The organism is Fibrella aquatilis (genome assembly GCF_017353255.1).
Lineage (GTDB): Bacteria > Bacteroidota > Bacteroidia > Cytophagales > Spirosomataceae > Fibrella > Fibrella aquatilis.
Window position 1 is genome coordinate 129,179 of the sequence record NZ_JAFMYU010000006.1, and the last position, 12,130, is coordinate 141,308.

Consider the following 12,130-nt stretch of genomic DNA (forward strand, 5'->3'; position numbering starts at 1 on the left):
CTATGCGCCAGTTCCTACTTATTTGGGCATTACTTACGTCAGGCTTGCTTGCCGAAGCTCAGGAAAATCAATCGCCACGCTCCGTAACCGCCACACAGGGCATGGTGGTGCGCTGGCCCGGCAACTGCAAACGATGCAGCATGGCCGACCGCGCCTGGGACCCCGTAAACGGCACCTGCTACTACCCCATCGATATGGAAAAGAAGCCGGGCACGTTCACCATTTCGCGCCGCACCACGGGTGGAAAGCTGGAATCGGCCAAGCTGACGGTAAGCGAAAAGCCGTGTAAAACAGAGGACATCAAGAACTTCAAAAAGCTGGCCTATATCAACGTATCGCCCCAAAACCTGGCCCGGCACCGCCGCGAGATGGACGTGCTCAACCCTATTTTGCTGGTTAAAAACGACGAAAAGCCCGCTGTTTTCGATCTGCCCGTTGGCAAACCGGCAGCGGCATTGCCCGCTGGTCAGGGGTTTGGCAACTGCCGCACGTTTAATGGGCAGGGGGCCGACCGGCATACCGGCACCGATTACCCACTGGCGGCGGGCAAGGCCGTTTTGAGCGTAGGCAATGGCCGGGTGGTGTTGGCGGCCAACCATTTTTTCAGCGGCAACTCGGTCTATATTGACCACGGTAACGGCCTGCTTACGGAATATTTTCACCTGAAAGCCATCGATGTAAAGCAAAATCAGACGGTGACTAAGGGCCAAAAAATTGGCGAGGTGGGTGATACCGGTCGCACTACCGGCCCACACCTGCACTTCGGCATACGCTGGCATGGCGAAAAAATCAACCCTGGCTACGTACTGGTAGACCCGTCAGATATGCCCGAAGTGAAATGATATCTGCACTTTTCACCTATCTTGGTTGGGTCAACCACAACCAGATTATGAGAAAAGCCACTACCCTTTTGTTGCTGTTTGCCTGCCTCACGTCGAGTGCATTGCTGGCGCAGAAAGCCAAAAAACAAGCTGCCCAGTCACCCCTCGATAAGCTAAAAACCGAGGCCATGGCCGGGGTGGAAGCCCGCAAAGATCAGGCACAGCAAATCAACGACATGCTCTTTAGTTTCTCGGAACTGGGTTTTCAGGAGCAGGAAACATTTACCTACCTCACTACGCTGCTGGAGAAAGAAGGCTTCACGATCCAGAAAAACATTTCGGGTATGCCAACGGCCTGGATCGCCACCTGGGGTACTGGCAAACCCGTGATTGCCATCGGGTCCGACATCGACTGCATCCCCAAGGCCAGTCAGAAGCCTGGCGTAGCCTACAAAGACCCCATTGTAGAGGGTGCACCCGGCCACGGCGAAGGCCACAATTCGGGGCAGGCGCTCAATATTGTGGCGGCCCTGACGGTAAAGAAAATCATGGAGCGCGACAAGATTCCGGGTACGCTGATGCTGTGGCCGGGCGTGGCCGAAGAGCTGGTTGGGGCCAAAGCGTTCTACATCCGCGACGGCTATTTCAAGAATGTAGACGCCTGCATTTTCACCCACGTGGGCGACAACCTCGTGACCTCTTACGGCGACGCGGGCAACAACGGCCTGGTCTCGGTGCGGTTTAATTTTGAAGGGTCGGCGGCACACGCAGCAGGCGCACCGTGGCGGGGTCGGAGCGCGCTGGATGCCGTAGAGCTGATGAACATTGGCTGGAATTTCCGGCGCGAACACCTCGAACTGACCCAGCGGTCGCACTACGTGATCTCTGATGGCGGCGATCAGCCCAACGTGGTGCCTTCCAAAGCGGCGGTCTGGTATTATTTCCGCGAACGGAGCTACCCCAAGATTAGGAAGCTGTTTGAAACGGGCCTGAAAATAGCCGAAGGGGCCGCCCTGATGACCGATACCAAGTTTACCTACGACGTACTGGGGTCGGCGTGGCCAGGACATTTCAACAAGCCCATTGCCGAGGCCATGCACGAAAACATCAAGCGCGTGGGCCTACCCACCTGGTCGGCAGAGGATCAGCTGCTGGCCAAAGCCACCCAGAAAGAGATGGCCGCCCGCAAGGTTGAAGGCCTGGCCGTGAAGCTCGACAGCCTGGGCCTGCCCGCCAACACCGCCCCCACCATGATGATGGGTGGCCAGACGTTTGTGCCCCTCACCGGTGGCTCAGACGACATTGCCGACATTGCCTGGTCGGTGCCGACGATTGTGCTGCGCTACCCCAGCAATATTCCCGACCTGCCCGGCCACCACTGGAGCAACGCCATCTCCATGGCCACGCCCATTGCCCACAAAGGCATTGTGGCCGGTGCTAAAGCCGAGGCCATGACCCTGCTCGACCTGCTGATGAAGCCCGATCTGATTGCCAGAGCGAGGGATTATTACGTAAACGAGCAGACCAAAGACCTGAAATACACGCCCCTGATTTCGCCTAAAGAGTTTCCGGCAGTGTATCTCAATCAGAAGATCATGACAGATTTTAAACCCAAGCTGACCCCCTTCTATTACGACCCGTCGAAGTACAAAACCTACCTGGAGCAGCTCGGCATCAAATACCCAACCCTGCGCGACGACCAGAAGAAAGACGCCGAGAGTAAAGGGAAGTAAATCTAGCCAGTACAGCACAAAAAAGGCCCACTGCACATGCAGTGGGCCTTTTTTGTGCCAAAGCAGGAAGCCTCACTTGTGGGGTGGCTTCAGATTGCCGTTGATGTCGAAGTGCAGTTCTGAGGTCTTACTATTGAGAGTAAAGCGCACATCGAAGAAGAGGACAGCGCCGTTGGTGGCATCGGTCACTACCTCGGCTTTCACCAGCGTGTAGCCTTTGTAGTTGGCCGTCATGTAATCGGTGATGGGCTTTGGCAGTTTGTCGGCGGTGATTTCGGTTTTCAGGGGCGGGGTGCCTTTGGGGCCGTGGTCGCCGAAGCCGCCACCACCTTTGGGTCCGTTGCCCGGCCCAACCAGCACGGCACCGGCGGCGTCGAAGTGGAGCTGGCGATTTTTGCCGTCAATTGTAAACAGAATTTCGTAGAACGTTTTACCATCGCGGTCGGTGCCCTGTTCAGCCTGCACAAAAACGGCCGTTGGGTAGGTCTTGGCTACATACGCCAGCGCGGCGGCTGGCACCTTGTCTTTAGCGATAACCGTCTCGCTACAGGGCTTGCCCGTAATGGCGGTGGCGTTGTTGGGGTTGCCCAGGCGAGCCAGCGAGTTAATGACCGCTACCGACTCCTCGTCCTGTTGTGGGGTGGGCGTAGTGGCGTTTTGTTGGGTACAGGCGGCTACCGTTGCCAGCAGGGCTGCACCAAGTAAGAGTTTTTGGAACATGAGATGTAGGAAATTTATCGTGGTAATGAAAGTGTACTTTGCAGAATCAACGTAAAAATACTTAGCGTCGTGTTGTCATGTATGAATAAAAATAACGGCGCCAGGCGGGTGCTTCACTGGGTAAATCGTCTGCTGACGGCTGCCCGTCAGCCATCAGTAGGTTGTAATAGGCATCATGTAGTTCACTGGCAAGCAACTCGTGGGCCACGGCGCTAAGATTTTCGTCAGTACCGACCTGAAAAAACTCGTCGCCAGCCTGTAGGACTGCTGAGGTATCGAGGCAGGGAATTACCCATCTTCGGGCTACGCCAAGACAGATTGCACGCCGTTTAGTACGCAGCCTTTTGCGGGTGCGTTGCGGCAATGGCGTAATTAATACCGTACGGTGCCGCACCATGTGCACGTGCCCCAGCAGGATGGAGAGCTGCTGCCGAAGTATGCCCGACGACAGCGAGCCAAAATCGGGTTGGAGCACCACCAGGTCATACAGGGCCAGGGGCTGGAGCTTGAGCCAGTTACCTGCCTCTTTCAGGTCGATGGGATAAAAGGTGTGCACAGTTGGCTGAAGCCCGTCTGCCCTGAACCGACGGGTCAGCTGCGCGATGTAGCTGTTCTCCGCCGCCAGGCCCGGCCCGCTGGCCTGCCGACCACCAAGTAGTAAAATAGATATCATACGCAGTGTCTCATGGTTTATATTACTCTCAATACCATCCAATACGCACTCCTTAAACTAACCGTTGCGTGGGGGGTAGGGAAGGGAATGAAGAATGAAGAATGAAAAATGCAGAATGTAAAATGGCTTCGCGCTTGCAGCCCTTCGACAGGCTCAGGGTGACAGCCCACCTAATGCAGTTCGGGTAAGTTGATTTTAGTCTCCTGTCACCCTGAGCCTGTCGAAGGGCTGCAAGCGCGAGGCCATTTTACATTCTGCATTTTTCATTCTTCATTCTTCATTCCCTTCCCCCTGCTGCAACAACATACCCTGACGGAACGTATTCTATAGCAATGGTTCAGTCAACGTTTTAAACGCCTCAGCAGCTTGTTCTTCCGCCGACGATCTTCCTTTACCGACAGTGACCTGCTCAGCGTCATCGAGGCCTGTCAGGACAACGATCCGCAAGCCCAGCGAACGTTATTCAGGCAGTTTTACAGCTACGCCAAAAGCGTTTGTATGCGCTATATGGCTAACGCCGACGAAGCCGACGACGTACTGAACGAGAGCTTTCTGAAAGTGTTTCAGCACCTAGGTTCTTACGACACCACCCTGCCATTTAAGGCCTGGCTGCGTACGATTGTGGTCAACACGGCCATTAGCTACCACCGCAAATACCACAAGCTCGACACCGTCACTAATCAGTCGAACCTGACAGGCACAGTGCCGGATGTCCCCGTTGCCGACAACGTTGTTGATCAGATTTCTGCCGACGATATTCTGGCGCTGGTGCAGCAGTTGCCCCCCGTGCAGCGCACCGTGTTTGTGATGCACGTGGTTGATGGGTACTCACTGCGCGAAGTGGCCGATTCGCTCAATGCCAACGAGGCCACTATCCGGTCTCACTTTTTACGAGCGCGCATCAGGCTACAGGAATTAGTCACTACTGCTTTTTCAACGAAACACACCTCCCGCTACTATGAAAACTGACGAATTTAGCGACGCCATCCGCCGCAAGCTGGATAGCGTTTCGCCCCCGTTTCAGGAGAAAAAATGGGCGCAGTTTCAGCAATACATGCACCAGGCGGGCTTTCCACCTTCGGTTTGGCAAAGTCCCCGCCAATGGTGGCAACCCGCCCTCAGCGCCGCCACCGTGACGGGGCTGGTGGTGGCCTCCGTGTGGCAATACCAAGCCAACAAAACGCTTAATCAGCATGTGCAGACACTCACCCAAAGCATTGAACGGCTAGAACGGGCGCAGACCTCGCTGCAACAGTCGGTGATGCAGTTGAGCCAAACCAACGCCCGGCCCGACACGGTCTATGTAGTGCAACAGCAAGACCGTACTGGTGCGTCGGTGCTGACGTACCAAACAGAGCCGCCCCGGTTGGCCCAGCGGTTGGTGCAACCTGAGCGCACAGGGGCAGTACAACCAGACGATGAGTTGCAGCCCACTATAACCGCACGCCCCACCGATGGCCGGGGCGTTACACCATCGTCGGTGCAATTGGCGCAACGACCTGGGCTTCGGTATACACAACCACGCCCGGCAACAGACAGAACTACACTTCCTGACAATAATGCAGGTATGGCCGCGCCAGCCTCGGCTAGTTCAGCCATAGACGTACCTACTATCGGCCGCGCAGCTAGTCCCGACCCGGTGCCCAAGACGAATGATGCCACCGTTCCTTCTGCCGCTACACGCCTGGCCCGTGGCCGTCGTTTCGGGCCGGAGCCGGTAACTGGTTCAGTCAATCAATCAACGCGTCAACCCAACATCGCTTCCACTACGCCTGCCTATGACAACACGCGCTACACTCCGTTAACGACTAAAGCAGCTTCAGCGGCTACCCCAGCAGCCCTGGTACAAACCACCTCCGACGAACCAGTGCAGACGGCTTCGTCGGGCGTGGAGCCGTTGGCTGTACCTGTGCCGCAGGCTGTTCAGCAGGTGATCCAGCCATTGAACCCGCTGGGAATCAGCCTGGACAGGGAAGCGCTCGCAACAAACTGGGCGAACCGGCTGCGACGGGTACGCTACCGGTCTCCGTATGCCTCCGTAGCAGTAGCGGCACCAGAAAACCGCCCAACGCCCCCGACCATACAGTGGCGGCTGGGCCTGGGTGGTGAGGTGAGCACGGCACAGTCGGGCTTGGGTGTAAATACCGAGGTGGTTGTGGGCCGTTGGGCACTCAGCGCAGGCATCGGACAAGCCTACTGGCAGGGCGACGCTTTCAAAACGGAAGCGCAGTTTGCCGAAAAAACCCGGCGCAATTTCCGTAATCAGTACCCCAGCGACGGGCCTTTCCAACCCACGCCAGGCAGCCCACGCGCCGTTATCGACATCAGCCGGTCGGGGCGGGCGCTGATGATTCCGCTACAGGTGGCCTACAGACTGGCTGTAGGCAAGCAGATACAGGTGGCCCCGTTTCTGGGGCTTAACATCAGCCTTGACCCATCTGAGACAATCCACTTCGACTATGAACGGCCATTCCTACGCCCACCCCGCAACGACGACGATGCGCCGCAGCGCCTGAGCGTGAGCCGTCCTATGGGTTGGTACAGCAGTTGGGCACTAGGGTTCAGCGCCGAAAAGCAGTGGGGGCATTTTGTGGGCCAATTGAGTCCGTTTGCCGCCATGCCCATCGCCCTGGCCGAACCCAGTCTGAACACGGCCTCAGTAGGGCTAAGGGCACGGGTTTATTACCAGTTCTAGACCTTGCTTACTACAACCCGTACCGATTTACACAGTCCCGCACCCAGTCGGCCGATGGTGCCCAGCGTTGCCAGACCGATTCCGTCCAGTCGTGAATACGCCTGTTGCGGTGCTGGCCTGCCTCGGCCTGCCATACATCCTGCATGGTGATAGCCCCCGTTTGGTCGGGCATTATGAGGGTGGGCCAATCTTTCTGCTGACGGGCCAGGGCTATATGCGCCTGCTGCACCTGCCGCCCGGTGTACCTTTTTTCAATGGCCAACTGCAAGCCTACCAGCGCAAAGACGGTGGTGATGGGTTTGGTTTGCTGCCCCGAATGCTGCGCGCCGTAGGCATCAATGGTTAGTTGATGAATAAAATAGGGATCGTTCAGCGAGAGCGTATAATAGCTCAATTCCCCGAAAACCAGCCAGCAGCTACCCGATGCGGCGTATCGTGGCGGAGGTGCGTGGAGTGCCGTGTGCTCTAGCTGAACGCCACATCCAGGGCATATCTCGGTTGGTTGTTGCATGACGTGCGAGTGGTTTGCTCTGGCAAGTTAATCCCAAAGTCTGCCCGGTTCCTCCCAAAGTTTGGGGTACTCATCCCAAGTACTTTGCGTGGGTTGACGGTGTGCGTAGGTTTGATTCATCAAGCAACCACAGACGCTAACGCACACCGTTTATGCACCGTAAATCAACGTTCAAAACGACTTTCTGGATCATTCTTTTTCTGGGGTCTGCCTTTTCGGTGAATACGATCCGGCGTAATCTTGGCACCAACAAACAGGCGTTTGTCAGGGCCGCCCGCACCCTATCATCCGATGCGCTCATTGTGACCAACGTGATGCGGACCCTGTTTCTGCCTTAATATTCGCTCTCATCTGATGACTTCTTCAGCCACTCCACCAGCCCCCCCCAGCGTGGGTGAGCCGACTAAAATTGGTCCTGTGAACCAGCTTTGGCAGTTCTGGCAAAAACGCTGGCCACTCGTGCTGATTGCAGGCGGTGTTTTGTGGCTTTTGCTGTCGATCTCGATGGCTCCACTTACTGAATGGGTTAACGCTTTCCACGTTTCGCACAAAGCCGCCGGTCAGGTTGGCGCAACAACGTTCACCGACGATTTCATGCGTGGGTGGAACGCCAGAGGACGTGGCGAACCCGCACCGGGTATGAAAGACGTGGCACTCTGGTGGAAATTAGTTGGCACCGTACTGCTACCGTTTTGCCTTCTTCTAACCGGCATTGGCTACTACATCTACTGGCATTTTGCTCGTAAAACGCTCTTCGACAACCAGTCAAACAACTGGCTGATCTTTTTTGTCTCCGCTTTCTTTATCTGGTTCATCTGGTTTGCCCTGGCCAGTACCACGCTCTACATCAGCCCAACCACGAGTAAGGCAGGCTTCGATGCAGCCCTACCCACGTTTACCATGTGTTTTTGGGTGGGGCAACTGCTTATTATGCACCTCTGGGTGCGCCAGGGCGAAGACAACGCCCTGGCGCAGGCCACCCGCGAAGCCGAGCTGTCGGCCCTTACGGCGCAGGTAAACCCGCCTTTTATCTTTAACGCACTCCGACAGCTACAGGCATCGGCGCAGAGCGAGAACCTACCCCGCACCGAGCAGAGTCTGGCACAACTGGCGGGTATTATGCAGTATGTGCTGGAAGAATCGCGAAAGCAACAGACGGACATCTCGCGCGAGATCGAGTTCATCCGCGACTACCTCCGGTTGCAGAAACTGCGCCTCCCCCACCGCGACACCATTCAGATCAGCACCGACGTGCGCTGGGATGGTAAGGCCGCCTTTGTGGTGCCCCTGTTACTGAATCCGTTGATCGAAAATGCCTTTAAGTATGGTATCAGTATGCAGCAGCCTTGCGCTGTTAGCATCCAGTTGCACGTAGCCGATGGGGTGCTCACGTTTCGGTCGGAAAACAGCATTCTGCCCCGTACTGAGCTGGAAAAAGGCACCGGGCTGGGCCTTGCCAACGTGCGAAAACGGCTGTACCTGGCTTACCCAAAAAAGCACCGATTAACCATCGGCGAAGCCGACAATATCTATACCGTTGTGCTCAATATTCAGCTATGATCCGTCAACTACGCACCCTTCAAGAACGCATTCCACTGTCTGTCAGGCAGTTTTGGCATAGATATGGCGTATTTGTTATCCTGGGGGTATCGCTGATTGGCTACTGGCTGGGCGATGGCGAACGGTACATCAACGCGTACCTGGAGTCGACACCTAAGATGGACCAATACACCCAGAACCGACTGAAATCGAGCGGCTATAAGTTTGGCTACACCCTGGCCTATATTGTGGTTCGGTTCGTGTATGCGCCCGAACAGGCTTTTCCGTGGCTGGGGCTGGCCTGGAGTCTGGCCGTCATCAACTACCGCTATATGCTTAAGCGGTTTGTGTTTAGGGGCAACTGGCTCAGTCGCGCAGGCTATGGGCTGTTTGCCTTTACGATCATGGCAGGTGCTCTGGCCAACGCCATCACGCTGACTACCGGCCCCAATGGGGTAAACGCCACGATTGCCTGGTGGCTGCTGGCCTGGTTTATGCTCTACGGCATTTGGGCCTATTTTCGCGACATTAACAAAACGCGGCGAGCCCTCACCGAGACCGGAACCCAGGCCGAACTAACCGCGCTGAAGGCACAGGTAAACCCCCATTTTCTGTTCAATTCGCTGAATAACATTTTCGGCACCGCCCTCACTGAGGGTGGCCACCGAACCCCCGACGGTGTGCAGCAACTCTCGCGGCTGATTCGCTACCAGTTGGAACAGACACAGACGCAGCGGGTCGACGTGGCCGATGAGCTTCGGTTTGTGGATGAATACGTGCAGTTTCACCGGCAGCTACTGGCCCGCGAACAGACTGTTTCGTTCAGCTATGACTGGGACGAACAACCCGCCCTGCTGCCGCCGCTGTTGCTTACGCCTCTCATAGACCACGCCCTGCAACAGGCTGGCGATACAACCGTCACGGGCACCCTAAGCGTACGGCAGCAACGGTTGCATCTTCAGCTAACCTACCCTGCCAACAGCCCAAACCCCGACAGCGAAGCCATTGAGAACGTCCGCCAACGCCTCAGATTCCTGTACCCAGACCAGCACACGCTGAACCAGCAAGTCGTAAACAGGGTCGCTACAGCCGAGCTTCATATTGACTTAACTAGCTAGTATTTAACCACTTATAAATCTAAATCACTACCAGCTCGTGGCATTTAGACGAACAGAATGGATGTACAAACGAAACCTATAAGGTCTTAGAGACCTTATAGGTTTAACATAAACTGAATTATGCTGACCTGTATTGCCATCGACGATGAACCCATTGCGCTGGACGTGGTCCGATTTCACGCCAACAAAGTGCCGTTTCTGGATCTGAAACAAACCTTTGTCAACGCCGTAGAAGCTCTGGCCTACCTCCGCGACAACCCCGTAGATCTAGTGTTTACTGACATCAACATGCCCGATATCACCGGCCTCGACGTAGCGAGGCTGCTACCACCGGGTGAGTCGAAGCGGCAAACCATGTTTATTTTCACCACCGCCTACGCTGAACATGCCGTAAAAGGCTTTGAACTAAACGCCGTTGACTACTTGGTGAAACCCATTGATTTCGGTCGGTTTTTGCAGGCGGCCAACCGCGCCAACGACCGCTATGATGCCGAAACCCGGCAGGCGGCAGGCCAGGCACCTGACACACGCAAAATTCCCCAGACTACGTTGTTTGTGAAAGATGGCTACGACTACGTACGCATCGATCTGGCCGAACTGCTGTTTGTCGAATCGGAAGGAAACTACCTGATGTTCTATGAGGGCGATAAAAAAGTGGTCACACGCATGACCATCGCCGAAGGCCTTTCGCAACTTCCCGCCAGCCATTTCATGCGGGTGCATAAGTCGTATATCGTGAACCTGAAGCACATCGACAAAATTGAGCGCCACCAGGTGCTCGTTGGCGATAAGCTTCCCATTCCCCTCAGCCCCGGCTACCGCGACGAACTCCTGGCACGGTTTAAACAGTGAACAGTATGCAGTGTTCACTATGCAGTGTCGTTTTGGAACAAAGCAATGCTGCATACTGATATGGTAGTTTATAACGAACTGCTCGACTGGGGGCGGCAGGGGCTGCGGCTGGTGCCCCGGCTGGTAGTGGCCGTTTTGTTGCTGCTATTTTTCACTATCCTTTCGCGGTGGGTAAAGCGGTGGGTAGCGGCGGGACTAAACCGCGTCAGCAACAATCAGTCACTGATTAATCTGACGGGTGCCATTGTCCGAACGGCGGTGGTGGCCGTGGGCATTTTTGCGGCGCTGGGCGTGGTTGGCCTCGAAAAAACGGTTACCTCGCTGCTGGCGGGGGCGGGCGTGATTGCCCTGGCCATTGGCTTTGCGTTTCAGGACCTTACCGCTAACTTCATATCAGGCATCGTTATTGCCCTGGCCCGGCCCATTCAGGTGGGCGACATAGTAGAGACAAACGGTTTTCAGGGTCGCGTACTCGACGTGAAACTGCGGTCTATTGTGCTCGACAATGGCCAGGGGCAAACCGTCGAGATTCCCAGCAAAGACGTTTTTCAGAAGCCCATCATCAACTTCTCGCGTACAGGACAGCGCCGCATCGATGTGGGGGCGGGGGTGTCGTATACCGATGACCTGGCCAAGGCGCAACTGGCCGCGCAGGCTGCCGTGCGGCAGTTACCGTTTGTGCTTCCCCACCACCCCGTGGACCTAAATTTTCGCAATTTCGCCGACACCCAGGTTCAGTTCACCCTCAGTTGCTGGATCAACCCCGTCCAAACAGACCCCCTCGCCGCCCAAAGCGAAGTCATCAAAGCCGTGAAACGGGCGTTTGATCAGGAGGGAGTGAAGTTTAAAGTTTAGACCTTAGACCTTGAACTCTATTGCTCAAACCCCTTCAACGCCGCGTAGACCCGGTGAGTGGGTAGGCCCATGACGGTGTAGAATGAGCCTTCCAGGCGCGTTACGCCCACCAACCCAATGAAATCCTGCGCCCCGTACGCCCCAGCCTTGTCGAAGGGCTGGCACACGCGGATGTAGTAGTCGATTTCTTCGTCGGTCAGGTGGGTGAATTGTACGGTAGCTTCATCGGTGAACGAGATTTGGCCTTCGGGCGAGAGCAGGCACACGCCCGTACGCACCCGATGCGCCCGGCCCGACAACCGGCGCAGCATCTGATGGGCTTCAGCAGCATCAGCGGGTTTGTTCAAAATCTGATTGTCCAAAATCACAACCGTGTCGGCGCAGAGCACCAGCCGCTGGCCCAAGTCAGCAGCAAACTGAGCAGCCTTTTCGCGGGCCAGAAAATCGGCCACGTCGTCGGCGGGCATATTAGCAGGGAAGGCCTCGTCGGTGGGGCGCGTCTCGATGGTGAACGCCACGCCCATATCGGTCAGCAACTGCCGCCGCCGGGGTGAACCCGATGCCAGTATAAGGGGGTATCTAAGGGGAAACATGAATTGGAACTAAAGAGAAA

General features: G+C 56.0%; 13 protein-coding genes. 9 read left to right on the forward strand and 4 right to left on the reverse strand.

Annotated features, from left to right (window positions below):
- The first annotated feature begins 2 nt into the window (after nucleotides 1–2).
- Both J2I48_RS09850 and J2I48_RS09855 read left to right on the forward strand, forming a co-directional pair.
- Nucleotides 3–842, forward strand: coding sequence for a M23 family metallopeptidase (locus tag J2I48_RS09850; RefSeq protein ID WP_207335264.1), 840 nt, complete (start codon nucleotides 3–5; stop codon nucleotides 840–842).
- A 47-nt stretch (nucleotides 843–889) separates the two neighbouring features.
- Complete coding sequence (locus tag J2I48_RS09855) at nucleotides 890–2,554, forward strand: peptidase dimerization domain-containing protein (RefSeq protein ID WP_207335265.1); 1,665 nt, start codon at nucleotides 890–892, stop codon at nucleotides 2,552–2,554.
- A 72-nt stretch (nucleotides 2,555–2,626) separates the two neighbouring features.
- On the opposite strand, the gene J2I48_RS09860 is transcribed toward J2I48_RS09855, so the two are convergent.
- Nucleotides 2,627–3,274: a PepSY-like domain-containing protein gene (locus tag J2I48_RS09860; RefSeq protein ID WP_207335266.1), complete on the reverse strand. Its 648-nt coding sequence runs from the start codon at nucleotides 3,272–3,274 to the stop codon at nucleotides 2,627–2,629.
- A gap of 61 nt (nucleotides 3,275–3,335) precedes the next feature.
- The gene (locus J2I48_RS09865) at nucleotides 3,336–3,947 is read right to left on the reverse strand and encodes a hypothetical protein (RefSeq protein ID WP_207335267.1); all 612 of its coding nucleotides are present in this window, start codon (nucleotides 3,945–3,947) and stop codon (nucleotides 3,336–3,338) included.
- A 366-nt stretch (nucleotides 3,948–4,313) separates the two neighbouring features.
- On the opposite strand from J2I48_RS09865, the gene J2I48_RS09870 reads away from it, so the two are divergent.
- Nucleotides 4,314–4,916, forward strand: a complete 603-nt coding sequence (locus tag J2I48_RS09870; RefSeq protein ID WP_207335268.1) for an RNA polymerase sigma factor — start codon at nucleotides 4,314–4,316, stop codon at nucleotides 4,914–4,916.
- On the forward strand, nucleotides 4,906–6,642 hold the full coding sequence (locus J2I48_RS09875; RefSeq protein WP_207335269.1) for a hypothetical protein: 1,737 nt from the start codon (nucleotides 4,906–4,908) through the stop codon (nucleotides 6,640–6,642). The genes J2I48_RS09870 and J2I48_RS09875 overlap by 11 nt, the downstream gene beginning before the upstream one ends.
- Before the next feature lie 10 nt (nucleotides 6,643–6,652).
- Here the strand turns inward: J2I48_RS09875 and J2I48_RS09880 are convergent, their stop codons facing one another.
- Nucleotides 6,653–7,153, reverse strand: a complete 501-nt coding sequence (locus J2I48_RS09880) for a DUF5946 family protein (protein ID WP_207335270.1) — start codon at nucleotides 7,151–7,153, stop codon at nucleotides 6,653–6,655.
- Nucleotides 7,154–7,305: 152 nt separating this feature from the next.
- Here J2I48_RS09880 and J2I48_RS09885 point away from each other — a divergent pair, with 152 nt between their 5' ends.
- The 5 genes from J2I48_RS09885 to J2I48_RS09905 all read left to right on the forward strand — a co-directional run bounded on the left by J2I48_RS09885 (nucleotide 7,306) and on the right by J2I48_RS09905 (nucleotide 11,517).
- Entirely contained in the window at nucleotides 7,306–7,491 is a 186-nt protein-coding gene (locus J2I48_RS09885; protein WP_207335271.1) for a hypothetical protein, read from the forward strand.
- A 16-nt stretch (nucleotides 7,492–7,507) separates the two neighbouring features.
- Nucleotides 7,508–8,713, forward strand: coding sequence for a sensor histidine kinase (locus tag J2I48_RS09890; protein ID WP_207335272.1), 1,206 nt, complete (start codon nucleotides 7,508–7,510; stop codon nucleotides 8,711–8,713).
- Nucleotides 8,710–9,810, forward strand: a complete 1,101-nt coding sequence (locus tag J2I48_RS09895) for a histidine kinase (protein ID WP_207335273.1) — start codon at nucleotides 8,710–8,712, stop codon at nucleotides 9,808–9,810. Before J2I48_RS09890 ends, J2I48_RS09895 begins: the two co-directional genes overlap by 4 nt.
- Before the next feature lie 120 nt (nucleotides 9,811–9,930).
- Complete coding sequence (locus J2I48_RS09900) at nucleotides 9,931–10,662, forward strand: LytR/AlgR family response regulator transcription factor (protein WP_207335274.1); 732 nt, start codon at nucleotides 9,931–9,933, stop codon at nucleotides 10,660–10,662.
- Nucleotides 10,663–10,707: 45 nt separating this feature from the next.
- Nucleotides 10,708–11,517: a mechanosensitive ion channel family protein gene (locus J2I48_RS09905; RefSeq protein ID WP_207335275.1), complete on the forward strand. Its 810-nt coding sequence runs from the start codon at nucleotides 10,708–10,710 to the stop codon at nucleotides 11,515–11,517.
- A gap of 17 nt (nucleotides 11,518–11,534) precedes the next feature.
- Here the strand turns inward: J2I48_RS09905 and J2I48_RS09910 are convergent, their stop codons facing one another.
- Nucleotides 11,535–12,110 (reverse strand): Maf family protein, encoded by a 576-nt coding sequence (locus J2I48_RS09910; RefSeq protein ID WP_207335276.1) that lies wholly within the window; start codon nucleotides 12,108–12,110, stop codon nucleotides 11,535–11,537.
- Between the last annotated feature and the right edge of the window lie 20 nt (nucleotides 12,111–12,130).